The sequence below is a fragment of the Nocardioides sp. AN3 genome, from assembly GCF_054653495.1.
The window spans coordinates 160,099-184,320 of record NZ_BAAIGC010000008.1 but is presented as its reverse complement, the minus strand read 5'-3'; the positions used below and the strand labels follow the sequence as shown (position 1 = coordinate 184,320).

Here is a 24,222-nt window from a genome sequence, read left to right as displayed (position 1 = left end):
GCTGATCGACGCCAGCGGACCCCTGTCCACATCCGAGCAACCCGACCCGAACCCGCTCGCCGACTGAGAGCGCACGCGCAGGTGTCCATGCTCCTGCAGGCGGCCTGCGCGCGCGCCCGGTCGCTCACCTGCTGCGGGTGAGGTGGCCCGCCTGATGCGCCGCCGAGAATGGGGTCTCCGCCGTTCCGGAAGGGGTCGCTGGATGGGATGTCTGCTCGCGCTGCTCGCCGGCTTCGCGCCACGAGTCGCCCTGGTGCTGATCTGGATCTTCTCCGACCTGGTGGACCGGGCCTTCAGCGGCTTCCTCGTGCCGCTGCTGGGACTGATCGTCTTTCCTTACGCGACCCTGTTCTACGTGCTCGCTTACAGCCCCGTGACCGGGGTGGGCGGTTGGGGCTGGGCGTTCGTCGTCCTCGGTTTCATCCTGGACATCGCCCACTGGGCCGGCGGAGGAGTGACCGGGCGGCAGCGCTACGCCAGCGCATGACACCGCCGGCGGGCTCGGGGACTATCCCAGCTCCGGAGCTCGGTCGTTGTCGGCCTCGAGCTCGCTGAACGCTCCGCGCAGGGCGTCGAGCGACGAGGACACGTCGCCGAGATCCTCGCCGCCGGCCAGGTCCATGGAGTCCATCGACGCTGAGAGTTCCAAGAGCTTGGTGTAGACCTCTGCGACGCCGGCGACACCGGTCTGCAGCTTGCCTGCGAGCTCGGCTCGCCGATGCATCATGCGGCCCTCCGCGTCGGCGATGCTGCCGACGTCGGACCCGAGCCGGTGACGAGCCGCCCGGGAGCGGGCGACTGCATCGTCGAGGGCGTCAATGGCGGCGGCGGTCCGGCGGGCGGTGCCGTACGCCGACTTCGCGGCCACCAGCGCCTCGATGGCGGAGTCGACGAGTGGCCCGGGCAGGTGTCCGGAGCGGAATCGGGTCAGGTCGTCGACGTACCCCTCGAGCGCAGCGACCAGCGCGGCCTGCTGCGTACCTGGCCGCAGACGGATGTCGGCGGTCGGGTCGTCGTCCCAGTCCGACGTCTCCTCGCCCGGCCTCAACGCGCCGATGGCCGCGCCGGCGGCCAGCATGAGGGCGGTGACGCCTACCGCTTCCGCCGCGGGGATCCCGACCGCCCAGGCGATCCCGCCCCCGAACGCCGAGGTCACGAGCAGCCACGGCTCGCGCAGGGACGCGAGGGCCCGGCGGCCGAGTGCTCCGGCCATGGTGGGCGGCGTGTCCGTCATCGTCTCAGTCCTCCCTGACGAGGCGCTCAGAAGTTGGAGAGGACGTCGGTGAACACCTTCGTGATGTTCGCCGGGTCGGTCGCGTCGTAGGCGGCAGCGTTGGACGCCTCGCTGATCGTGCGCAGGGTGGCGAGGTCGGCCCCCTCGCCGTACGCGATGGAGAAGACGCGCAGACCCTCGCCCTCACTGGCCCCCTGGGAGAGCTGACGCACGAGGCCGTCGAGGTCGTTGTCGCGGTTGTACTCGTTGCGGCCGTCGGTCAGCAGGACGACCGCGTTGACGGCATCGGCGTCGAGATCGGAGCTCAGCTCGGCGACCGCAGCCTTGGTGGCGGCATACAGCGGCGTGCCTTGGAGCGGGGTGAGGTTCTTGATCGAGGCCTCGATCTTGGCCCGATTGGTCGTCAAGGGGGCGATGTCGGCGAGCCTCACATGGGTGTCGTTCCCGCTGCCGAGGCCGGTGGTGAAGGCCCAGACGCCGACCTCGTCACGGTCGGAGAACTCCTGCATCGCACCCAGGACCGCCTTCTTGGCGAGCTCGAGCTTCGTCGCGCCGGCGTCGGGCACGTCCTCGCCCATGGAGCCGGACACGTCGAGGAGAAGCAGGACGTGGGCCTTCTTCCGGACCTCGGTCCAGGTGGTGCGGACCTTGTCGAGCACGGTCGGCGACGGTGGGCTCAGAACCAGCGCGGGGCCGCGCGGGTCGAGATTCGGATCGGACTCGATCGCGCTGCCGGCCTTGCCGTCGAAGGTGCGGAACCCGGCGTCGGTGAACCTCTTCTGCGAGGCCGCCGACTGCAGGAAGGATCTGAAGTCGGCCGCCGCGGCCTTCTGCGCGTCGCTCACCCAAGGCCCGTCGAGGATGACGAACGGACTGTCGGAGACGAGCGTGCCCTCGGTCGGGAAGATCCCGACGAGCGGGACGCGCGGAGCCTTGTGCTTGCCCAGCGTCTTGGTGTTGCCGGTCGGGTTGCCGAGGTTGTAGTCGACGACCGACTTCTCCTCCACAGCGACAGCGGAGACGTAGCCGAGCCCGGCGCCGGCGTCCTCGGCCCGCTGGAGCGCGCTCAAGTAGGTCAGCGTGGTGTCGCCGTAGTGGACGACTGCGTGCTCCGAGCCGGCCACGACCTTGCGGACCGCCGGGTTGGACAGGTCCGCCACGGTCAGGTCCGACGAACGACCCGTCGCGGCGATGAAGGCACCGATCGTGGCAGCGAGCCCGGAAGTGGAGATGTTCGGGTTCGTCTTGCCGAGCTTGAACGTGCCCCATTCGGGATGCCCGACCGACGCCCAGCCGCCCGGAGCCGCCGCGAGCCGGGAGATGTCGGCCCAGCCGATCTGCTTCTTCGGATAGCCGAGCGCCTGCGCCATCGGCTTCGGCATCGCGAGCACCAACGGGGTCGAGACGATCGACTCGGACTTGTCCGGGACGACGTCGGGCTTGTCCGCGGCGGTGAGGTCGTTGCGCAGGAGGCTGACCCACGTGGAGGCGGCGGGGGTCCAGACCGTCGGCTGCGCGCCGTACGCCTTCGTGTCCCACTCGCCGGCCAGCTGGGCCTCCGCCGTGCCGGAGGCCACCGTGTTGACCCGCACGTCGACGCAGGTGCCGTCGACCGAGGCGCCGGAGCGCTCGTAGGTGTCGGCCAGGTCGGAGAGGATCGCCGCCTTCTCGCTCGAGGCGGCGACGACGACGCTGGTGCAGCCGGTGCGGTGCTGGGTGGAGGGGCTTGCAGACGCTCCAGGCTTCGAGGCCAGGCTGTCGTCGCCGCCCCCGGTCGCGATCTTGAGACCGACGACCGCGATGACGCCGACGACGCCAGCGGCGATGAGGGGCATGGCCTTGGCCACGGTGCTCTCCTGTTCGGCTGGACGGGACCCGCCAGGCCGGGTCGAGGTGGTGACGGGGTGACGGGTTCCGTCGCGCGCCATCATCGCCCCTCGGGGTGGCAACCGCCGATCGTTTGCCTCAAACGGCTCCACGCGTGTCTGAGGAGCGCGACCTAGCATGACCGGGTGCCCCTGCCTCCGTACACGTTCGCTGCCGCTGTCGGATCCTGGGCCTTCAACCCCGTGGTCGCGCTCGCGCTGGGGCTCCTGGCCGCCCTCTATCTCCTCGGCGTACGCCGTGCCCGCCGGCGCGGTGGCTGGCCCTGGTGGCGCGTCGCGTGCTTCGTCGTGCTCGGCCTCGGCGGCGTGGCGGTGTGCACGATGTCGTCGCTCGCCGTCTACGACCACGAGCACCTGTGGGCCCTCGCCGTGCAGCTGACCCTGCTTCTGGCGCTCGTGCCGGTCGCCCTCGCGCTCGGCGACCCGGTGGGCCTCGCACGCTCCGCACTCAGCGAGCACGGGGCCCGCCGGCTGGACCGCGCCCTCACCGGGCCGTTCGTCCGCGTCCTGACGTTCCCTCTGCTGGCCGGGCTGCTCGCGACCGCGTTCATGGTGACGGCCTTCTTCAGCCCGCTGCTGCTGGACGGGCTGCGCCATCCGGCCGTCATGGACGGTCTCTACCTGGCTGCCCTGCTCATCGGACTCCTCGCCGCGCTCCCCATGCTCGGCGCCGAACTGCTCCCCGCATGGTGCACCGACCCCTTCAAGCTGCTCTTCGCGTTCGTCGACGGTCTCTTCGACGCGTTGCCCGGCGTGCTCGTCATGACGACGGGTCAGCGCCTCGCCGGAGTGTGGTTCGCAGGCAGGCCGGACGATCCGAACTGGGACGTGCACGCCGCCGGTGCGCTGATGCTGACCCTGAGCGAGCTCGTCGCCCTGCCCCTCTTCTTCATCGTGTTCTTCCGGTGGGCCATCCGCGAGGGCGCCCTCGACCGCAAGCCGGCCGTCACCCGCAAGCCGCCCGTCGCCCGCGCCGACGCTCCGCCGGCGGAGCCGGAGCTCATGCAGCCGTGGTGGGAGACCGAGGGCTTCGGCCGCCGCAACCGACCCTTCCGGTGAGCCTGCTGTCAACGAGCGCAAACACCCGTCTCGGGTGAGCCGACGTTCTCACCGGGCCCCGAGATTGGTGGCGTGAGGTCCAGAGGATCGACGCGACTGCGGGTCCGACCCGTCGCGTTGAACGCGGCGACGGCGTGGCTGTTCATCGTCGGCTCGGCCTGCTTCGTGCTCGGCTCGGTGCCCGGCTACGTGTCGCTGGTCGGCCCGACCGCCGACGGGATCACCTTCTTCGTCGGGTCGATCTTCTTCACGCTCGCCTCCTTCGCCCAGCTGGTCCAAGCGCAGTCACCCGCCATGACCAGTGTCGACGAGCGGCGCCAGCACGTCCGGGCGCCGGTCCGGCTGGCGGCCTGGCTTCCTCACGACCGGAACTGGCTGGCCGCCGCGACCCAGTTCCCCGGGACGCTCTTCTTCAACGTGACCACCTTCGCCGCGCTCCACGCGAGCCTGGACGTCGCCGAGCAGGACCATCAGGTGTGGCGTCCGGACTTCTTCGGCTCGATCCTCTTCCTGGTGGCGAGCGCGTTCGCGCTCGCCGCTCTTGGCGGCGCAGCGCTGACATGGGCGGCGAGGTCGTTGCCCTGGCGCATCGCCTGGCTGAACATGGTCGGCTCGGTCCTCTTCATGGCCTCGGCGCTGGGCAGCTATGTGCTGCCGGACGGAGAGCTCGTCAGCGAGACCGTCGACGTCGTCGGCACGGGGCTCGGCGCGGCCTGCTTCCTCTGGGGCGCGGCGCTCATGCTGCCCGCGTGGCGGGAGGCGGTCGTGCGCACCCGGATCAGCGACGCCTGAGGCGGAGGCTCACGAAGGTACGGCGGCACAGGCCCTCAGGCGTGGACACTCACCGGGAACGTCGCGATCCACGCGAGGTTCACGACCAGGACGAGGCACCCCGCGACGATCAGGGTCCACCGCAGGCGACGGTGCTTCAGCTTGGTGCTGACCCCGGCGAAGAAGAGCACCACCGCATAGAGCACCACCGTGAGCACGTAGTTGCTCGAGCGCTGGATGTCGCGCTGGACCGCGGCCGACGACGCACCAGCCGCGGCGTCCGGGCGGTCGGCCTGATGGCGGGAGGCCAGCTGGTAGTCCTTCATCGCGAACGGAGTGGGCGGCGCGCCCGTGGTGTGCAGCGGGTCGGTCGCGATCCAGGCGTCGAAGGCCGGCTTGAACTCAGGCCGGAAGCGCTGCACGTAGAAGTCGGCGGCCTTGGTGTCTCTGCGCTGGCTCGCGTCCGCCCACGCGATGAAGGTGGCCACGTCGATCTGGGTCTGTGCGTTCGCCAGGCCCTGCGCGCGGGCCGCCTCGATCCGGATCGCGTTGGTCCGGCCGGCGGCCTTGGCCTGCTCGCCGTTCCAGCGAGTGGCCTGATAGCTGCTCCACGACGTCCCGAGGGCCGCCACGACGAGCAGCACCGTCACCAGGACCTCCTGCCAGTCGCGTGCCCGATGGGGCGCGTCAGGCACGGCCACGCCCATCACACGGCGGCGAGACCTTGACGCCGGCAGCGGCGGCCTGGGCGTCGATGATGCGGATCGTGCGCTGCATGGCGGTCGGCTGCAGCCGGCCGACGCCCGACCCGTGCGGGTGGTTGAAGAACACGAGCAGAAGCATCAGCAGCGTCACCACGATCGTCACGCTTCCCATGAGCATCCCCTGCGTCATGGCCCGCTCGGCCGGGTCCGCGAAGAACAGCATGTAGGCGAAGATCACGGCGCAGATCACGAACAGCACGATCCAGAGCGGTCCGGGCACGATGCCCTGGGCACCGTGGACGCGGTCGATCCGGGCCTGCTCGCGGTTGCTCGTCTGCTCCATCCAGCGGTCGTACGCCGACTGCTCGGTCGCCGAGGCCGGGTGGACCGCCGCGATGGTGTGGTACATGGCGACGCCCCACGGGTTGACCTGGTCGCCGAGCGTGCCCGCGTTCAGCGCGTCCCACTCGGGTCCCTCGACGGACCGGGCGTAGCAGATCAGCTCACCGGTCAGCTCCGCCGCCGGCGGCAGGAACTGGGCCGTCTGCACCTGCTGCGCCACGATGGTCGCCTCGGTCTCGGCGCCGGTGCGCGTCTGGTCGAACGACGTGAACGCCAGGAAGACGAGGAAGCCGAGCAGCACGGAGAACCCCGTGGCCAGCACCCCGAAGACGCCGGAGGCGCGGTCGCCGTCGCTGAAGTAGCTGCCCTCGGGCGCCCTGCGCCGCACGAGGAGCATCAGGGTCACCGTCACCGTCGTGACCCCGATCAGCACGAGCGCACCCCAGACGAGGTTCACGGACGGGACAGTAGGGGCGCCGGCAGGCAGCGGCCATCCCACGAACTGGGTGACGCGCGGCGCATGATCAGATGGAGGGCGCTCACCCCCCACCGCCTTCGAAGGAGACCGGAGTGTCCAGGTCGTTCCGCCTGACCGCGGCCGCGCTCACCGCCGCCGGCCTGTTGGCCGCGCTCGGCGGCGCAGCCGGAGCCGCGAGGCCCGCCGACGACGCTCGACTCGCTGTCCCCGTCCCTGTCTCCGTCCCCGTCCCTGTCTCCGTCCCCGTCACCGCGGCGGCGCCACGCACGGCGGCGGCGCCACGCACCGCGGAGAGCGTGCTCGCGGCCATGACGCTGCGGCAGCGGGTCGGCCAGCTCTTCATGGTCGGCACGCCCGCGACCTCCGCCAGCCCGGCGACCCTGGCCGCGATCAGCACCCGGCACGTCGGGAACGTGATGCTGACGGGCCGCAGCTACGGCGGCATCGCGAGGACGGCCAGGGTGACCTCTCGGCTGCAGGCGCGGAGCACCGCGGCGGCCACGGGCGGGGTCCGTCTGCTGGTCGCGACCGACCAGGAGGGCGGGATGGTCCAGGTCCTCAACGGGCCCGGCTTCTCCGACATGCCCTCAGCCCTCCAGCAGGGCCGTTTGACTCCCATCCGGCTGCAACACCGGGCCGCCGCGTGGGCCCAGCAGCTGGCCAAGGCGGGCGTGAACATGAACCTCGCACCGGTCGAGGACACCGTGCCCAGCCCTGCCGCGGCAAGGAACAACCCGCCGATCGGGCGCTATCACCGCGAGTTCGGCTACCGGGTCAGGGTCGTGGCCACCCACGGTCGCGCCGTCATGATCGGGATGTCCCGGCATGGCGTCGCGCCCACCATCAAGCACTTCCCCGGGCTGGGACGGGTGCACGCCAACACCGACACCTCCGCCGGCGTGACGGACAACGTCACGACCCGGCACGACGCCTACCTCACGCCGTTCACGACCTCGATCGATGCCGGCGCACCGGTCGTGATGATGTCGACCGCCTACTACCACCGCATCGATCCGCGGCACCCGGCGGCGTTCTCCCCGACCATCATCCGGGGCATGCTGCGCGGCGACCTCCGGTTCCGAGGCGTGGTGATCTCCGACGACCTCGCCAATGCCCGCCAGACCTCACGGTGGTCGCCCGGCACCCGCGCGTTGACGTTCCTGAACGCCGGCGGTGACCTGGTCCTGACCGTCAGCCCGCGGACGCTGCCTGCGATGTACGACGCCGTCCTCGCTCGGGCCCAGCACGATGCGGCGTACCGCGCCAAGGTGGATGCGTCCGCGCTGCGCGTCCTCCAACTCAAGCAGGCCCGGGGACTCCTGTGAGAGGTCAGCCTGCGGCCGCCGTGCCGCCCTCTCGGGTCTTTACCTGATTTGGTCGATGCCCCGAGGTTCGGCCCCCTGCGTAGTCTCAGACGTCGGCTCGGCGTCAGGGGTGCCCCATGCGGAAGCGTTCTGCTCTGGTCTGCGCGTTCATCGTCCTCCTCTCGCTCGGGGCGTCCATCTCCCCGGCCGCAGGCGACGACGACAGCGATCTGCGAACACCGTTCGTCACGCAGAAGACGCCGCCGAACTCGCCCTCGGCCTACGAGTGCACCGCAACGGGCGACCCCGCCGCGAACGTCCGCCTCGACTGCGACGACCCCTATCCCAACAACGAGCCGAACGTGGCCGTCGACCCGACGGACCCGCACCACATGGTGGTCAGCTCGAACGACTACGGCTCGTGCTGCGACCAGTACTACACGACCTTCGACGCGGGGCGGACGTGGAGCACCGGCAACATGTCGACCCGCGGACCGGGCGTCACCGGCAGCGACCCGATCACGGTCTTCGACCCCAAGCACCACACGGCCGTCCATCTCTCGCTCAACTACCACGCCACCTCCGGCATCCCCACGGTCAACGGCGATGTCGTCTCCTCGGTCTCCACTGACGGAGGTCTCACCTGGCAGACGCCGACCGTGGTCGGTCATGGCCGCGGTGCCCATTTCTTCGGCGACAAGGAGGACGCGACCGTCGACACCGACGCGACGTCGCCGTTCTACGGCCGGATCTACGTCACCTGGACGGGCTTCACCGGCAACGCGAAGGTGTCTACGTCGTCGCCGATCATGATGGCCTCCAGCGACGACGGAGGGACGACGTGGTCGGCTCCAGCGGCGATCTCCGGGAGCAACCCCACCTACTGCACCTACCAGACCGCCGGGCCGGCCGGTGTCTGCGACGAGGACCAGGGCTCGGCTCCTCGCGTGGGCCCGGGCGGCGTCCTGTACGTCGCCTTCATGAACAGCCAGAACAGCGCTGCGTGGGAGCCGGGAGAGAAGTTCGAGGATCAGTACATGGTCGTCACCTCACGCGACGGCGGGCGCACCTTCAGCGCACCCGTCCACGTCGTCGACCTGGAGGACGGCACGCTCGACTACCCGCTCAACGTCGACGGCCGGCAGACGCTCACGGGCTTCCAGATGCGCGTGTGGGGCGCGGGCACGCTCGCGGTGAGCCCGACCTCCGGGCGTCTCTACCTCACCTACTCGGACAACAGCGCCGGTGTGCACGACGTCGCGAACCCCGTCACCAAGTCCGAGGTCTTCATCGTCAGCTCGCCCGACGGCATCACGTGGTCGGCCCCCTCGATGGTCGACCCGGCCTCGCCCGAGTCCTGGTTCCCGTGGGTCGACGTCGCCCCCGATGGCACGGTGGGAGTCCTCTTCAACGACCGCCGGCCCGGCGACACCTACGTCGCGACGCTGGCGCAGGGCGCGCCGGGCAGCTTCACCAGCACCGTGGTGAGCGGAGCCCTCTCGCACCCGAACGAGTCGGCGTTCTTCCAGGCAGGGATCCCGGCGTGCCCGATGTGCACGAGGTTCCACGGCGACTATCTCGGCCTCGACTACGGGTCCGACGGCGTCGCCAATGTCGCCTGGACGGACATGCGCGACACCACGCCCGGCATCACCGGCTACCAGCAGTTCATCTACTTCGCGAGGCGCTGAGCGGGTCGGTGCCATCGCGGCCGAACGGGGGTGGCGTCGCCGTCCCCCGCCGCGCGGTCCAGGCCGGTCTCGGGGCGTCGGGCGACCCATCGCGCATAGCGCTCCGTCATCGGCCGAGCGGTCAGACCGTGGGCGTAGACCGACAGCCCCACCGTGAGGGCGACCGCCAGCAGCATCGTCCTCTCGCCGTCGAGCTGGGTGTCGTCGAGCAGGATCACCCCGAAGACGATCGACGCGAGTCCGCGCGGCCCGAACCATCCGAGCAGCCCCAGCGTGGGAGGACGGCTCTGCGTGCCCAGCATCGCCAGGGCCACCGGCAGGATCCGGACGAGGGTGAGGCTGAGCACGGCGTACGCCAGCAGCCGCCAACTGAGGTGGCTCAGTGCCTGGTCGAGGATGACGGTCCCGAAGACGATGAAGGTCACCCCATTGAGCAGCTCGGAGGCCTCCTCGACGAGCTGGGTGACCTCCGCATCGCGGTCGCGGTGCTGCCAGGCGAAGACGAGCCCCGCGGTGAAGGCGGCGATGAAGATGCTCCCTCCGAGTGCGGCCGCGCCGCCGGCTGCGGCCCCGGCGGTCGCAGCCGGCAGGACGCGCAGCCAACCGGCATCGCGCCGCTCCGGCCGCGACGCCGTGCGCAGCGCCAACACGCCGAGGACTCCCGCGACCACCCCGGCGAGCAGCCCGAACCCCAGCTGCTCCCCCACGATGCGGAGTGCATGGCGGCCGGACATGGCGCCTTCGTCAGCCTCGGCGAACCCGATCGCGATCAGGAAGAGAGGGACGCAGAGCCCGTCGTTCAACCCGCTCTCGATGTTGAGCCCTTGCCGGACCCGCGCGGGAAGGCGCTCGTCGGTCACCACGGCCTGCCCCAGTGCGGCGTCGGTGCAGGCCAGCATGATGGCCAGGATCAGCGCTTCGACGAGGGTGAGCCCGGGCAGGACCAGCAGTCCCGCAACGGCGCCCGCGACGATCGTCATCGGAAGCCCGAGCCCGAGCAGGCGGAGCGGCACCGTCGCTCCACGTCGAAGAGCGCCGGGCGAGATCCGGCTGGCGTCGTAGAAGAGGACGAGCACGAGGGTCGCCTCAGCGAGGAGCTTGACCGCCTCGCCATGCACATGGAGGTCGAGCACACCGAGCACCGGCCCCGCCACCAGCCCGGCCGTCGTGAAGAACATCGCGGCCGACACGTTCACCGCGCTCAGCGGGCGGACCCACACGGCATAGGCGAGCAGGATCACCGCGACCACTGCGAGGGCCCAGCTCATGGCCGCTCCGTTCGTCTCCCTACACCGAGCCTGGCGAGTCGAGGACGAGCATCGAGTCACCCGCTACGGGTGAAACTGAGCCCCACTCCCGGGGCGCAGACACGCTCACGCGGCACAGAGGGGACCCCGACAGGACGTGAAGCACACATGTCGCTGTCGAACTTGGGTCACGCGGATGCCAGAATCGAGCGATGGGATCGTCATGTCGCTCGCCGGAACGCGTCTCCGCGTTCCTCAGCGAGCACGTCGCACCGCGGCGACGCTGGCGACTCCTGCGGCAGCGAACGAGGCCGCTGCTCATCGGCGAGCTTCTCATCATCGTCGCGCTGGTGGTGGTCTATGACCGGCTCAGGTCCCTGGCCGAGGTTCGTGTGCCGTTCGCCGTCGAGCACGGGTGGGCGATCCTGCACGACGAGATGTCGCTCCACCTGCGCATCGAGGACGGCCTCAACACCTGGCTCGCCGGGCAGGCACTGCTCCGCGAGCTGTGCGCCGACTACTACCAGTTCATGCATGAGACGGTTGCGCTGAGCGTGCTCGCCATCTGCTACGTCAAACGCCCGAAGGTCTATCGGCCCGCCCGCAACGCGATCGTGCTCACGAACGTCATCGGGCTCGTGGTCTACGCGCTCTACCCGGTCGCACCGCCACGGCTGCTGCCCGGCTCCGGGTTCGTCGACCTCGTCGCTCGAGCCGGCTACGGGGCCAGCCACGGCGCGATCACCGCGGACCAGTACGGCGCGATGCCGTCGCTGCACCTGGCCTGGGCGACCTGGGCCGCGCTGACGGTTTTCGCCATGACCCGCCGCCGCTGGCTGCATGCGTTGATGGTCGTACATGTCGGGCTGACCGGTTTCATCGTCATCGCCACCGGCAATCACTACGTCTTCGACGTGCTGGTCGGGATGGCACTCGGGATCGCCTCGGCTCTGGCGACCGGTCTGCTCATGCGGCGCACCGCGGAGCCTCTCGCCGAGCTCGCGTGAGCGGCTGCTCCTCAGCAGACCTCGGTCAGGAGAAGGCCAGCACCAGGGCTGCGAGGACCGCGAGCAGGCTGAGGATCAGGATGAGTCCGGGAAGCTCGGCGTCGGGCTGCGACGACGCAGCCTTGCTGTAGTGCTCGATGTCGGCGGTCATGATCCCACCGTCCCCAGCGCTTCCGGGTGCTGAAACGCCCGCCACGCTGATTTGGCCCATGAGGGTGGTCCTGCTGCGGGGCAGTCCTCACCCCCAGGGGTGGCCCTCGAGCTGTCTGGTTCGATTGAGAAGGCCCACGGGTACCGTCCGCTCAGCCGATCCGAAAGACCTGCTGATGTCCTCTGCCAACGTCGGGCCCGCGTGGGCCAGCCGACGCCTGCCGCACGCGCCGACCGCCTCCCCACTGGCCCGGCACGCGCTGCGCTCCTATCTGGGCAGCCTGGGTGCCGCCTCCGATGCCATCGCCGATGCCGAGCTCGTGCTCGGTGAGCTCGTCGCCAACGCCGTCATGCATGGTGAGCCCGACGCCGACGGGATGTTCGAGGCCGCCTGGCGAGCCTTCGACGACACCATCCAGATCAGCGTCCACGACGAGGGCCACGTGAAGGGTCTGACGCCACGCCATGCGTCGCCCACCGCCTTGAGCGGCCGAGGGCTCGAGATCGTCGCGCACGTGTGCGACCGGTGGTGGTGCACCGTCGAGGACGGCACCAGGGTCTCCGCCGAGCTCAGCCTCCTGGCCACGGGCTGACGGCGCGGCCCCGGCCTCGCGTCGTACCCATGTCTCGATCCACCCGTACCGGGTGAGGCCGCCGCGCGTTCGATCGTCCGAAGGTGGAGCCCCCCGCCCACCAAGGAGCCCTGCCATGACCGATGAGACCGCCGACCTCGAGGTGAACGCCGCTGTCGTCTCGGACGGCGCCTACACGCTGCTCGTCGCAGACTTCTCCGACACCGACATCGCGTGGGAGGCCTACGAGGCCCTGAAGTCGGTCGAGGACGGCCGCACCGTCGCGATCGAGGGAGTCATCGTGGTGCGTCGGTCCGAGGACGGCAAGCTGGAGGTGCAGAAGGCGACCGACCACAGCACCCGGTCCGGTCTCAGGTGGGGCGTGGTCGGCGGCATCGCGCTCGGGGTGGTCTTCCCGCCGTCGATCCTCGGCAGCGCGGTCGTGGCGGGATCCGCGGGCGCGCTGGTGGGCAAGCTTCGTCAGCGCCACCACCACAGCGAGCTCGAGCAGCAGCTCGAGAGCGCGATCCCCGTCGGTCACTCGGGCCTCGTCGCCCTGGTCTCCGACCCGGGGGCCGTCAGGATCCAGAAGGCGCTCGCGCGGGCGGACGCGATCGTCACCTCGGCCATCGACAAGGTCGAGGCCGACGACATCAAGGCGGCCGCGAAGGAGGCCGACGAGGCCGACGCCTGACGCGCTGCGTGCCTACTGACCGAGCGACCCGACCGCGAAGGCCACCAGGACCAGCGAGGTGAGCAGGGCCGCCGTGGCCTCGATCCCCATGAGCATCTTGGCTCGGCTGCTGAGCGGCATCGTGTCGGTCGGGCTGAAGGCGCTCGAGTTGGTCAACGACAGGTACGCGTAGTCGACGAAGATCGGGATCCAGTCCGCGATCTCGCTCGACGACCTGCTCACCTCGACCACCGTGTCGCGGTTCTCGTCCTGAGAGAAGCGCCAGTCGGCGGCCGGCATCTCCGATCGGTCCTTGCGCCGCCGAGCGACAGGGCCACCTCGGTCCAGCTCCCAGAACAGCAGTCCGAACCCGATGACGTTCGTGAGCCAGATCTGCATCGCGGCGACCAGCAGCTTGTCGCCCTTCGTGCTGGCCAGCTCGGACATCAGGATGCCGAGGGAGGTCAGGTTGGCCACGATCACGATCACGGCGAGGCCGATCGAGAGCCACCTCGACCACTGGGTCTCACGTGTCATCCGCCGCGGGTTGGTCGCGATCAGCGCCACCAGGAGGAGAACCTCGGCGGCGGGGATGACCAGCCGGTTCGTCGGCAGCAGCGAGCTCGGCAGGAGGGCGTAGACGACGATCGCGACCACCACCGCGATGGCCGGCGGAAGCCTGTTCTCGCCGTCCGGCGATCGACGGCCGGCGCCATCCTGGGAGCGAGGGCCGTCCTGGGAGCGAGGGCCGTCCTGGGAGCGAGGTCGCGAGGGCACGGGGCCAGCCAAACACCTCACCAGCATGTCCGCACGGCGACGCCCCGTGCGACAGTGGTCAGGTTGCCGTGAGGTGGGTCGCGTCAGACTCGCTCCGACCGAGCTTGCGAAGGGAGCACGATGCGCCGGTTGGCACGATCCACGACGGGTGCTCGAGCGGTCGCCATGCTCGTGACGGCGGTGCTCTCCCTCGCTCTGACCTCGTGCGACAACGGGGGCGGGCCGGCAGCTGGCTCTGCGGGCTCTCCGGCCGAGACACCGACCGGGAAGCCCACGGCGGCGCCGTCGACCGCCGCGGTGGTCGGCGACTCCGCTCCGTCGACGTCCGCGGTGCCCCCGCCGTTCCGCCATCCCATCCCCGGGATGCCTCCGCTCGTGGGTCACGGCGTGTACGCCGCCGCCCGGGCCGGGTCGATCCAGCCCTCCCTGCGGGGTCAGCCTCAGTTGCTCTACGTGCCCGACAGCGAGCCCAACGGGCACACGACGGTGATCTCGCAACGGACCCACCGCATCGTCCGAGTGCTGCCCACCGGCGATCTCGACCAGCACGTCACGCCGTCGTGGGACCTGAAGACCCTCTACGTCGAGGCCAGCACGTCGAACCACCTGGCGAAGATCGACCCCGCCACCGGTCGCATGACCGGGACCGTCGCGACCAACCGGCCCTACAACCTCTACTTCGTCCCCAACGGCCGCCAGGCGATCGTGATGGACGAGGAGCACGACGAGATCGTGTTCAGCAACCCGCACACGTTCGCTCGCCAGCAGGTGGTGTCAGACCCCACCTGCAGCGGACCGAACCACGCCGACTTCTCGGCCAACGGCCGCTACTTCATCGTGAGCTGCGAGTTCTCGGGCGCTCTCCTCAAGGTGTCGACGCTGGGCCACAAGGTCATCGGCCGCATCCGGCTCCCGATGATGTCGATGCCGCAGGATGTGCGCCTCGCCCCCGACGGGCGCAGCTTCTTCGTCGCCGACATGGGCCGCGACAAGCTGCTCCAGCTGGGCTGGCGCCGCTTCCGCATCCAGCATGCCTACCCGACGTTGGCCATGCCGCACGGCATCTACTTCAGCCGCGACCAGCGGGTGCTCTACCTCTCGGCTCGCAAGGCCGGCGCGGTGGAGGTCTTCGACCTCGCCCGCCATCGGTTCACCCACATCTGGCGCATCCCCGGCGGCGGGTCCCCCGACATGGGCGGGCTCTCCGCCGACGGACGCACGCTCTGGCTCTCGGGGCGCTACGACGGCGTCGTCTACGCCTTCGACACCCGCACGGGCAGGGTGACCGCCAAGATCAAGGTCCCCGGGGGCAGCCCGCACGGGCTCCTCGTCTGGCCGCAGCCGGGGCGCTACTCGCTCGGGCACACGGGGCTCATGCGATGACGGATCGTCGCCTCGCGCGGGCGCTACCGGCCATCGCCGCTGCCCTGTTCGCGCTCGGGGCGTGCTCGAGCACGCCCGCTCCGCAGCAGCGCGGCGTCTCTGCCGCCTCCCCGTCGCAGTCCTCACCGTCCTCGAGCAACTCCTCGACCGGCTCACCCAGCGGCTCACCCAGCGCGCCGGCCGCTGCCCGGATTCGCGTGCGACCAGCCGGCTTCCGGCTCCCGACGCCGCTTGGCCGTGAGGCCGTGTCGAGCGACGGCTGCACCGCCGTCGTCGCCGGCGGGCTGGTCGCCGGTGACGCGTCGACCGCTGCCGCCTCCCGCATCGACCTGCGCACCGGTCACGTCAGCCCGCTGCCGTCGCTGCCCGTGCCGGTCCACGACACCGCCGGCAGCCTGGCTGGCCGTCCGCTCGTCATCGGCGGAGGCAACGCTGCCGAGCAGAGCGTCGTCCAGGCATGGGACGGCCGCGGCTGGCAGGTCGTGGGGCATCTGCCCCAGGCGCGGTCGGACCTGGTCGCCGCCGACGTCGTCGGCCACGTCGTCGTCGCCGGTGGGTACGACGGCAGCCGGCCCGCCGAACCGGACGTGCTCAGCTCCGCCGACGGTCGCACCTGGAAGGTCGTCGGCAGGCTGCCCGTCCCCGTCCGCTACCCGGCGAGCACAGTCGTCGACGACACGATGTGGCTCTTCGGGGGCGAGTCGAGCGGTGCCTCCCGGAACGCCATCCAGCGGATCGATGCCTCCGGGCACGTGCAACTGGTCGGGCGGCTTCCCACTCTGCTCGGCCATGCCGTCGCCGTTCCCTTCGGCACGCGCATCCTCATCGCCGGCGGCCGCACGTCGGCGGACATCATCACCGATCGGATGTGGTGGTTCGACACCCGCACGGGGAGGATCACCGCCGCTGGGAGGCTTCCGTCCCCACTGGCGGACTCGGCCGTCGCTCGTTGCGGAGATGCCGACTATCTGCTCGGCGGAGAGACTCCGCATGTCACCGACCGGGTCCTGCGGGTCACGTACCGCTGAGCCGGTCGCCGGGCGCCGTACGCTGGCGATGTGAGTGGCTCTCCCGCCCTCTCCCGGCGGAGTGCGCTGGCGCTTGCGATCGCGGGCGCCTCGGCTGCGTGCAGCGGCCGACAGCAGTCGCCCGCGTCTGGTCCAGCTTCCGACACCGCATCCACCCCGCCGACCCCGCCCGCCCCGTCGCCGACCGGGTCAGCCGCACCGAGCATGCCATCGCTGCCCGCCGTGACCCCGTGGCGCCCGGGCGCGGGCGAGCAGGTGCCGGAGGCGAAGCTGGCCGCCGTACGCCGAATCGAGCAGCTCGGCGACGACGCGACCCACCGGGTCGAGGTGATCGACGCGCAGTATGGCGGGCTGCTCAGCAGCACGGCCAGCGTGCTGGTGGTGTGCCGCAGCTTCACCAGCCGAGCCGACCGCATCGTGGAGGACGGCCACACCTTCGACGTCCGGCTCTCGCTGACCGGTGGGCGGTGGCGCGTGACCGCCGTGCACCCGAGCCGTCCGGGACGACCCACCGCGCACCCGAGCGCGGCGGTGCGGCACGTCCTGGCCAGCTCACGGATCGACCTCCCGCCGGCGGCCCGCACCGACGTGGCGTCCGGCCTCGTGCACGACGATGTGCTCGAGGCGATGCTGACCCTGGCACGGCGGTGGCCCCTCGGCGTGAGCGTCATCCGCAGCGGGCATCCGATCGACGTCTTCGGCACCGACCGGCCGAGCGATCACCCGCAGGGCCGGGCCTTCGACACCTGGCGGATCGGCGACCACCCGGTGGTCCGCCCGGCGACTTCCCGCGCGCTGGTCAGCGCCTACATGGAGGCAGTGGCCGCGGCCGGCTCGTACAACGTCGGCGGGCCGGTCCTGCTCGGCGCAGCGCCGCAGTTCTTCAGTGACCGCACCCACCACGACCACGTGCACGCCGGATTCACCGCGTGAGTCGCATGCGATTCGGCCCACGTCGGCATCGGGACCGACCCATCCGGGGCGAGCACCTCCGGAGCAGCCGGTATCTCACAGTCGGGCCGCGAGATACCGGGCGGCGTCGAACTCGGTGTCCCCGTGCATCTCGTCCTCCTCGCCCACATGCATGCGAGGGTGCCCGGGTCAGCGGAAGGCGGACTGGCCGGTCATCGCCTGACCGACCACGAGGGTGTGCATCTCCACGGTGCCCTCGTAGGTCAGGACCGACTCGAGGTTGTTGGCGTGCCGGATCACCGGATACTCCAGCGAGATGCCGTTGGCGCCCAGGATGGTCCGCGCCGTCCGACAGATCTCGATCGCCTCGCGCACGTTGTTCAGCTTGCCCAGGCTCACCTGCTCCGGACGGAGCCGACCGGCGTCCTTACGGCGACCCAGATGCAGCGCGAGGAGCACGCCCTTGGTGTACTCCAGGTTCATGTCCACCAGCTTCTGCTGAGTCAGCTGGAAGCCCGAGATCGGCCTGCCGAACTGGATGCGCTGGTTGGCGTAGTCCAGCGCCGCGGCCAGCGACGAGCGGGCCGCGCCCATCGCACCCCACACGATCCCGTAGCGGGCCTCGTTCAGGCACGACAGCGGCCCCTTCAGACCCCGGACGTCAGGAAACGCCGCCGACTCCGGCAGCCGCACCCCGTCGAGCACGATCTCGCCGGTCACCGATGCCCGCAGCGACAGCTTGTGCTTGATCTCGGGCGCCGAGAACCCCTGCGTGTCGGTGGGAACGACGAAGCCGCGCACCCCCTCATCAGTCTGCGCCCACACCACCGCGACATCCGCGATCGGGGCGTTGGTGATCCACATCTTGCGGCCGTCCAGCACCCAGTCCGAGCCATCCCGGCGCGCCCGGGTCCGCATGCTGCCCGGATCCGACCCGGCGTCGGGCTCGGTCAGACCGAAGCAGCCGATCGCCTCGCCCGCGGCCATCCGCGGAAGCCACTGGTTCTTCTGCTCCTCGCTCCCCCACCGCCAGATCGCGAACATCGCCAGCGACCCCTGCACCGAGACCAGCGACCGGATCCCGGAGTCGGAGGCCTCCAGCTCCAGACACGCCAGCCCGTAGTCGGTCGCCGACATGCCCGCACACCCGTAGCCCTCCAGGTGCATGCCGAGCAGACCCAGCGCGCCCAGCTCCTTGGCCAGGCCCCGGACGTCGTCGATGGTGCCGCGCTCGAACCAGTCGGCCACATACGGGTCGACCCGCTCGTCGCACAGCTGCCGGACCGAGGCGCGCACCGCCTTCTCGTCATCACTCAGCAGGTCGTCGATCCCGGCCGGGTCCAACGGCTCGAACGGCGGAAGGGTGTGCTGCGTGCTCATGGGCTTGTCTCCTCTGTCAGGCATGGGGTCGGTCACTGGGTCAACCACTGGCGGATGTCGTCGTTGTGCTCTCCGAGGCGCGGCGGTGCCCCATACCCGGAGACGGGGGTCCTGCTGAACGTGATGGGGTTGCGGACCTGTCGCGGTGCATCCGGGCCGACGTCGACGGTCGGGTCCAGACCGAGCCGCTCGGCGAGCGCGAAGGCGTCCGCGACCGACCCCACGGCACCGGCGGGCACCCCGACATCGCCCAGACGCTTGATCCAGGCCTCGACCCCGTCGGAGGCGAGCGCGGCCTCCAGCGAGGGCACCAGCTCGGCACGGTTGGCCACCCGGGCACTGTTGGTCGCGAACCGCTCATCAGTGGCGAGATGCGGCACGCCGAGGGCGGCCGCGAGCTTGCCGAACTGCGCGTCGTTGCCGCAGGCCACCGCCAGGTGACCATCGGCGGCGGCGAGGGTCTCGTACGGCGCGATCGAGGGATGCTGGTTGCCCATCGCGGCAGGTGCGGTGCCAGTCGCCAGGTAGGAGGAGGCCTGGTTGGCCAGCGCGCCGAGCAGGCTGGACAGGAGGTTCACCTCGACATGCTGACCCAGGCCGGTGCTCTCCCGCGACCGCAGCGCCGCCAGCACCCCGATGACCGCGTCCTTGGCGGTCAGGACGTCGACCAGCGCCACCCCGACCTTGGTCGGCTCCCCCGGCTCACCGGTGATGCTCATCAGCCCGCCCACGGCCTGCACCAGGAAGTCATAGCCGGGCAGGTCCTTGCCGCCCTGGCTGCCGAACCCGGTGATCGACGCATAGACCACCCCCGGGTTGGCCGCCGCGACCTGCTCATACCCCAGCCCTCGCCTGTCCAGGCTGCCGGTCCGGTAGTTCTCGAGCAGCACGTCGGCGCGACGGGCCAGCTCGACCGCCAGGGCGAGGTCGCCCTCGTCGCTCAGATCGAGCTCGATCGACTTCTTGCCGCGGTTGGCGCACTCGAAGTAGGAGCTGGAGTTCTCCGTCCACGGCGGACCCCAGTGCCGGGTGTCGTCGCCCGCACCCGGCCGCTCCACCTTGATCACGGTCGCGCCGAGGTCCGCCAGCATGCTGCCCGCCAGCGGCCCCGCGAGGACGCGGCTGAAGTCGGCGACGAGGACGCCGGTCAGGGGGCCGATCATGCCGACACCTCGGCCTGTGCCGTGTGCTGTGTCGGAGCCTGCAGGACGCCGTCGACCCTGCGCGGCACCCGCCACGGGTTGTCCGACTGGAGTGCCGGCGGGAGCCACACGTCGGCTGCCGACTGGTAGGTCACCGGCCGTGTGAACCGGTCCAGAGCGGCCGCCCCGACCGACGTCGCGGCAGGCACCGAGGTCGAGGGCCAGGGCCCGCCGTGCTGCTGGGCCCAGGTGTAGGCGACACCGGTGGGCCAGTCGTTGACCGCGACGCGGCCGACCTTCGCGGCGAGGAGCTCGACGGCGTACGCCGCGTCAGGATCGGCGTCGGGATCGGCGTCGGCGGAGCCCGTCATCACGCTGCCCGCAAGGGAGCCCTGCAGCTGCGCGACGGCGTGGGCGAGCTCCTCCCGGCCGTCGTACTCGACGACGAGGGCGACCGGCCCGAAGCACTCCTCGGTGAGCCGGCTGCCGGCCGTCAGGGCCGAGACCGGAGCCTCGAGGACGACGGCCGGAGCAGACCATCCCTCCGCGGGCCCCTCGACCTCGCCGACGATCCGCGCTCCGGCTCCGCACAGCTCGGCGAGGCCGGCACGGACCGAGGCGGCGATGGGTGCGGTCAGCATGTGCGGCGCCGGGCTCGCGGCTCGGAGCGCGTCCGCGACCCCACGCGCCGCACCGCTGCCCGCAGGCGCGAGCAGCAGCCCCGGCTTGGTGCAGAACTGCCCCGACCCGAGCGTGAAGGAGCCGACGAACCCCGTGGCGATCTGCTCGAGGGACGCCAGCGCGGCCGGCGTGACGATCACCGGGTTGACCGTGCCCATCTCGGCGTAGACGGGGATGACCACCTCCCGGGCGTTCGCGATGCGCCACAGCGCCAGACCGCCCGCCTGCGACCCGGTGAAGGCCACCGCCGCGACATCGGGGTGCTCGACCAGCGCCACCCCGGCCTCGTGGCCCGCGACGAACCCGAACACTCCCTCCGGCGCCCCACACCCCGCGAGCGCGGCCCGCGCCAGCTCGGCCAGGCGGACGCTGAGCAGCGGATGCGCCGGGTGACCCTTGACCACGACCGGGCAGCCGGCCGCGATGGCGGAGCCGGTGTCGTTGCCGAGCACGCTGAAGGCGAACGGGAAGTTGCTCGCGCCGAAGACGGCGACCGGCCCGAGGGGCTGGCTGACCCGGCCCAGCGCCGGGGTCGTCTCGGTGGCGTGGTCGAGGGCGGCGCGCAGGTAGGAGCCCTCGGCCGCCACGTCTCCATAGAAGCGCAGCTGCCCGGCGGCCCGCGCTACCTCGCCAGTCAGCCGGGGCAGCCCCAGACCGGTCTCGGAGTCGGCCAGATCGGCGAGCTCTGCCGCGTTCGCCTCCAGCGCGTCGGCGACCGCGCAGAGCCAGTGGCGCCGCTCGTCCGGGCTCGCGGCCGCCACCGCTGCCGCCGCGGCAGCGGCGCGTCGGACGACGGCGTCGACCTCCTCGAGAGTGCTGGAGGGCACGGTGCCGTTGGAGGCGCCCGACCGCGGGTCGAAGGACTCCAGCATCATCACGACACCCCCTCGACCGCCGCGACCAGCACGTCGAGCGCGTCTGTGAGCAGGTCCTCGCCGATGACCAGCGGAGGCAGGAGGCGGATGACGTTGCCGTAGGTGCCGCAGACCAGCACGAGGACGCCGTCGGCGTGGCACCGAGCCGCGACGGCCTTGGCGATCTCGGGCGCAGGCTCCTTGGTCCCCGGCCGGACGAACTCCAGTGCGAGCATGGCCCCGCGGCCGCGGACGTCGCCCACGACCGAGCCCGTCCCGTCCGAGCCGAGCAGGGCGCGCAGCCGCGGCAGGGCGACGGCCTCGATCCGTCTGGCCTTGCCGACGAGATCCTCGCGCTCGATCGTGTCGAGGGCGCCGAGCGCCGCGGCGCAGGCGACGGGGTTGCCGGCGTAGGTGCCGCCGAGGCCGCCCGCGGGCACCGCGTCCATGATCTCGGCGCGGCCGGTCACGGCGGCGAGCGGAAGTCCGCCGCCCAGCGCCTTCGCGGTGGTGATCAGGTCCGGCACCACACCCTCATGGTCGCAGGCGAACATGTCACCGGTCCGAGCGAGACCTGTCTGGATCTCGTCGGCGATGAACACGACGCCGTGCTCGGCGGCGAACTCCGCGATCCCGCGCAAGTAGCCCGCCGGCGGCACGATGAACCCGCCCTCGCCCTGGATGGGCTCAGCGATGATGGCCGCCACGTTCTGAGCGCCGATCTGCGTGAGCACCGTGTCGCGGAGCATGGCAAGCGCCTCCTCGGCGCTGTTCTCCGGCCCGCTCGCCCAGCGGTAGGGGTAGGGCGAGGGCACCCGGTAGATCTCCGGTGCGAACGGGCCGAACCCGTCCTTGTAGGGCACGTTCTTCGCCGTCATCGTCATCGTGAGCAGCGACCGGCCGTGGTAGGCGTGGCCGAGCACGACCACCGCCGATCGGCCGGTGGCGACGCGAGCGATCTTGACCGCGTTCTCGACCGCCTCGGCCCCCGTGGTGAACAGTGCCGTCTTCTTGGCGTGGTCACCCGGCGTCAGCCGGTTGAGCGCCGCGGCGACGTCGACGAAGCCCTCATACTCGGTCACCAGGAAGCAGGTGTGGGTGAACCGCTCGACCTGCTCGCTGACCCGGCGCGCGACCTCGGGGTCCGCCGCCCCGACGCTGGTCACCGCGATGCCCGAGGCCAGGTCGACGATGTGGTTGCCGTCGACGTCGACGAGGATGCCGCCGCCGGCCCGGTCGATGAAGACGGGCATCGTCATGCCGAGGCCGTCGGCGACCTCGGCGCCACGCTGCTCCTGGAGCTTCTGAGACTTCGGCCCGGGGATCGTCGTGACGAGATGGCGACGCTGCTCGGGCTGCGACATGTCTTCCTCCATGGGACTGCGGTGAGCCCCAACCTAGGAAGAGTCCAGCCCTGATTCTTCGTGCAAGACGACTAAGACAGCCCGATCTTCGGCATTGTGCCGAAACCGCCTACGCGACCCCTCGTCGACGCAGCAGCAGCCAGAGCATCGCGGCCTGGTCGGGGTCGTCGAGATCGACCCCGAGCGCCTCGCGAGCACGGTCGAGGCGGTAGCGCAGCGTGTTGCGGTGGACCCCGAGCTCGCGCGCGGCTCGCTCCCAGTGACCGCGGTGGCGCAGGTACGACACCAGGGCGTCGACCTCCGCCTCCCCTTGCTCGTCGAGGAACCGGTCGATGCGCGCCGGAAGGTCGGCCGCACCCCCGAGGAGCTCGTCCTCCAGCCGCAGGTCGCCGGGCTGCTGCGCGCGCACCACGACGGTCAGCCGCGCTCGCACCCGCGAGATGTCCTCGAGCCGCACCGGCTCGGAGATCGACGCCGTGGCGGTCGGGTCACGGTCCGTGAGGGCACGGCGCAGCTCCTCGAGCCGCGGGTGCGTCGGCGGGAGCAGGAACCAGGCCTCCGTGCGGTCCACCCGGTGCGGAAGGACATCGGGACACCAGCGCTCGACGACCTGGCTGATCGCGTCGCTGTCACGACCACGCGCCACGAGCACCCGGCCTTCACGTCCTGGCACGGGCAGCTCCATCACCGCGGCGAGCTGTCGGGCGGCATCGACGAGGCCGAGGTCGACGAGTGCCGCCACCGACCGGCTGGTCGCCTCGCGGGCGGACACGCTCTGCTGGCGACGTACGCCGTCGATGCTCAGCAGCGTCACGGCGGTCTGCACCACGCGACGGTGGCTCGGCGAGAGCTGGTCGGTCGTGCCGACCGCCAGGAAGCCGCTGACGTGACCCTCGACCGAGAGGGGGAAGAGGGCGACGTACTGCCCGTGGGTGGCGAAGGAGGCCGCCGAGTGGACGCCGGCGACCTGGAGCCGGCTGACCTCCTCCTGGAGCGACTCCGCCTGCTCCATCAGCGAGGTGGGGTGGATCTGCTCGACCGCGCCGCTCGGCGTGAGCGACGCCGCCCATCCGCCGAGCACGCGGGCGAGGCGGCGCAGCACCTCCGCGGCGGGGTCCGGCGCGGCGGCGGCGTCGATCAGCGTCCGGTGCGAGGCCACCGCGTCCTGCAGATCCTGCTCGGCCGAGCGGGCCCGCGCCGACCAGTAGGCGTTGGTGACGGTGAGAAACGGTGTCGGCACCGGCACGACGAGCAGCGGGAGGTCGAGCGCACGGCAGGCCGACGCCAACGGCTCAGGAGGCTCGGTGTAGACCGGCCCGAGGCCGATGCCGATCGCGGCGATCCCGGCATTGACCAGCCGCGCGACGTACTGCTCGCAGCCGATCTCGTTCGTCGGCAGCGTCAGTCCGGTGGTGAGCAGGAGCTCACCACCGGAGACGTACGCCGTCGGGTCCGGCAGCTCCGAGACGTGCACCGCGCTGATCGGCGTCTCGGTCGCCGAGAACCCCTCGGCGGGGGCCAGATGGGTGCCCAGCACCGAGCACAGGCTGGCGACGGTGGGGATGGCCACGCTTTCCTCTTCG

Annotated in this window: 23 protein-coding genes; 11 read left to right on the top strand and 12 right to left on the bottom strand. The window is 71.1% G+C overall.

What is annotated here, in order from left to right; translation table 11 throughout:
* Positions 1-202: 202 nt before the first annotated feature.
* The gene (locus ACYQ1K_RS11890; protein WP_459983196.1) at positions 203-487 is read left to right on the top strand and encodes a hypothetical protein; all 285 of its coding nucleotides are present in this window, start codon (positions 203-205) and stop codon (positions 485-487) included.
* A 21-nt stretch (positions 488-508) separates the two neighbouring features.
* On the opposite strand, the gene ACYQ1K_RS11885 is transcribed toward ACYQ1K_RS11890, so the two are convergent.
* Complete coding sequence (locus tag ACYQ1K_RS11885; RefSeq protein WP_459983195.1) at positions 509-1,234, bottom strand: hypothetical protein; 726 nt, start codon at positions 1,232-1,234, stop codon at positions 509-511.
* Between the two features lie 26 nt (positions 1,235-1,260).
* Positions 1,261-3,081, bottom strand: coding sequence for a substrate-binding domain-containing protein (locus tag ACYQ1K_RS11880; RefSeq protein ID WP_459983194.1), 1,821 nt, complete (start codon positions 3,079-3,081; stop codon positions 1,261-1,263).
* A gap of 165 nt (positions 3,082-3,246) precedes the next feature.
* Between ACYQ1K_RS11880 and ACYQ1K_RS11875 the strand changes: the two genes are divergently transcribed.
* Both ACYQ1K_RS11875 and ACYQ1K_RS11870 read left to right on the top strand, forming a co-directional pair.
* Positions 3,247-4,179 (top strand): cytochrome c oxidase assembly protein, encoded by a 933-nt coding sequence (locus tag ACYQ1K_RS11875; protein WP_459983193.1) that lies wholly within the window; start codon positions 3,247-3,249, stop codon positions 4,177-4,179.
* A gap of 72 nt (positions 4,180-4,251) precedes the next feature.
* Positions 4,252-4,971, top strand: a complete 720-nt coding sequence (locus ACYQ1K_RS11870; RefSeq protein ID WP_459983192.1) for a hypothetical protein — start codon at positions 4,252-4,254, stop codon at positions 4,969-4,971.
* 35 nt (positions 4,972-5,006) lie between these two features.
* Here ACYQ1K_RS11870 and ACYQ1K_RS11865 read toward each other — a convergent pair whose 3' ends face one another.
* Positions 5,007-5,645, bottom strand: coding sequence for a hypothetical protein (locus tag ACYQ1K_RS11865; protein WP_459983191.1), 639 nt, complete (start codon positions 5,643-5,645; stop codon positions 5,007-5,009).
* Positions 5,638-6,453 (bottom strand): bestrophin-like domain, encoded by an 816-nt coding sequence (locus tag ACYQ1K_RS11860; protein ID WP_459983190.1) that lies wholly within the window; start codon positions 6,451-6,453, stop codon positions 5,638-5,640. Before ACYQ1K_RS11860 ends, ACYQ1K_RS11865 begins: the two co-directional genes overlap by 8 nt.
* 113 nt (positions 6,454-6,566) lie before the next feature.
* On the opposite strand from ACYQ1K_RS11860, the gene ACYQ1K_RS11855 reads away from it, so the two are divergent.
* Together ACYQ1K_RS11855 and ACYQ1K_RS11850 are read left to right on the top strand one after the other, a co-directional pair.
* Positions 6,567-7,799, top strand: a complete 1,233-nt coding sequence (locus tag ACYQ1K_RS11855; RefSeq protein ID WP_459983189.1) for a glycoside hydrolase family 3 N-terminal domain-containing protein — start codon at positions 6,567-6,569, stop codon at positions 7,797-7,799.
* 116 nt (positions 7,800-7,915) lie between these two features.
* Positions 7,916-9,469 carry a sialidase family protein gene (locus ACYQ1K_RS11850; protein WP_459983188.1) on the top strand — a complete coding sequence of 518 codons (1,554 nt, stop codon included), beginning with the start codon at positions 7,916-7,918 and terminating at the stop codon, positions 9,467-9,469.
* On the opposite strand, the gene ACYQ1K_RS11845 is transcribed toward ACYQ1K_RS11850, so the two are convergent.
* Complete coding sequence (locus ACYQ1K_RS11845; protein ID WP_459983187.1) at positions 9,451-10,737, bottom strand: cation:proton antiporter; 1,287 nt, start codon at positions 10,735-10,737, stop codon at positions 9,451-9,453. The genes ACYQ1K_RS11850 and ACYQ1K_RS11845 overlap by 19 nt on opposite strands.
* A gap of 191 nt (positions 10,738-10,928) precedes the next feature.
* Between ACYQ1K_RS11845 and ACYQ1K_RS11840 the strand changes: the two genes are divergently transcribed.
* Positions 10,929-11,723 carry a phosphatase PAP2 family protein gene (locus ACYQ1K_RS11840; protein ID WP_459983186.1) on the top strand — a complete coding sequence of 265 codons (795 nt, stop codon included), beginning with the start codon at positions 10,929-10,931 and terminating at the stop codon, positions 11,721-11,723.
* Positions 11,724-11,748: 25 nt separating this feature from the next.
* Here ACYQ1K_RS11840 and ACYQ1K_RS11835 read toward each other — a convergent pair whose 3' ends face one another.
* Positions 11,749-11,874, bottom strand: coding sequence for a hypothetical protein (locus ACYQ1K_RS11835; RefSeq protein ID WP_459983185.1), 126 nt, complete (start codon positions 11,872-11,874; stop codon positions 11,749-11,751).
* A 175-nt stretch (positions 11,875-12,049) separates the two neighbouring features.
* Between ACYQ1K_RS11835 and ACYQ1K_RS11830 the strand changes: the two genes are divergently transcribed.
* Positions 12,050-12,466 carry an ATP-binding protein gene (locus tag ACYQ1K_RS11830; RefSeq protein ID WP_459983184.1) on the top strand — a complete coding sequence of 139 codons (417 nt, stop codon included), beginning with the start codon at positions 12,050-12,052 and terminating at the stop codon, positions 12,464-12,466.
* Between the two features lie 115 nt (positions 12,467-12,581).
* Entirely contained in the window at positions 12,582-13,139 is a 558-nt protein-coding gene (locus ACYQ1K_RS11825) for a DUF1269 domain-containing protein (protein WP_459983183.1), read from the top strand.
* A gap of 12 nt (positions 13,140-13,151) precedes the next feature.
* Here the strand turns inward: ACYQ1K_RS11825 and ACYQ1K_RS11820 are convergent, their stop codons facing one another.
* Positions 13,152-13,895: a hypothetical protein gene (locus ACYQ1K_RS11820; RefSeq protein WP_459983182.1), complete on the bottom strand. Its 744-nt coding sequence runs from the start codon at positions 13,893-13,895 to the stop codon at positions 13,152-13,154.
* Positions 13,896-14,024: 129 nt separating this feature from the next.
* Here ACYQ1K_RS11820 and ACYQ1K_RS11815 point away from each other — a divergent pair, with 129 nt between their 5' ends.
* The 3 genes from ACYQ1K_RS11815 (at position 14,025) to ACYQ1K_RS11805 (ending at position 17,239) form a co-directional block, all read left to right on the top strand.
* Positions 14,025-15,278: a YncE family protein gene (locus tag ACYQ1K_RS11815; protein WP_459983181.1), complete on the top strand. Its 1,254-nt coding sequence runs from the start codon at positions 14,025-14,027 to the stop codon at positions 15,276-15,278.
* Complete coding sequence (locus ACYQ1K_RS11810; protein WP_459983180.1) at positions 15,275-16,306, top strand: Kelch repeat-containing protein; 1,032 nt, start codon at positions 15,275-15,277, stop codon at positions 16,304-16,306. The genes ACYQ1K_RS11815 and ACYQ1K_RS11810 overlap by 4 nt, the downstream gene beginning before the upstream one ends.
* A gap of 204 nt (positions 16,307-16,510) precedes the next feature.
* Positions 16,511-17,239 (top strand): hypothetical protein, encoded by a 729-nt coding sequence (locus tag ACYQ1K_RS11805; protein WP_459983179.1) that lies wholly within the window; start codon positions 16,511-16,513, stop codon positions 17,237-17,239.
* 168 nt (positions 17,240-17,407) lie between these two features.
* Here ACYQ1K_RS11805 and ACYQ1K_RS11800 read toward each other — a convergent pair whose 3' ends face one another.
* From ACYQ1K_RS11800 to ACYQ1K_RS11780, 5 genes are all read right to left on the bottom strand, one after another.
* Positions 17,408-18,598: an acyl-CoA dehydrogenase family protein gene (locus ACYQ1K_RS11800; RefSeq protein ID WP_459983178.1), complete on the bottom strand. Its 1,191-nt coding sequence runs from the start codon at positions 18,596-18,598 to the stop codon at positions 17,408-17,410.
* Positions 18,599-18,630: 32 nt separating this feature from the next.
* Entirely contained in the window at positions 18,631-19,761 is a 1,131-nt protein-coding gene (locus ACYQ1K_RS11795; protein WP_459983177.1) for a CaiB/BaiF CoA transferase family protein, read from the bottom strand.
* Positions 19,758-21,296, bottom strand: a complete 1,539-nt coding sequence (locus tag ACYQ1K_RS11790; protein WP_459983176.1) for an aldehyde dehydrogenase family protein — start codon at positions 21,294-21,296, stop codon at positions 19,758-19,760. The genes ACYQ1K_RS11795 and ACYQ1K_RS11790 overlap by 4 nt, the downstream gene beginning before the upstream one ends.
* Complete coding sequence (gene gabT / locus ACYQ1K_RS11785; protein WP_459983175.1) at positions 21,296-22,639, bottom strand: 4-aminobutyrate--2-oxoglutarate transaminase; 1,344 nt, start codon at positions 22,637-22,639, stop codon at positions 21,296-21,298. Before gabT ends, ACYQ1K_RS11790 begins: the two co-directional genes overlap by 1 nt.
* A 109-nt stretch (positions 22,640-22,748) precedes the next feature.
* Entirely contained in the window at positions 22,749-24,209 is a 1,461-nt protein-coding gene (locus ACYQ1K_RS11780; RefSeq protein ID WP_459983174.1) for a helix-turn-helix domain-containing protein, read from the bottom strand.
* Between the last annotated feature and the right edge of the window lie 13 nt (positions 24,210-24,222).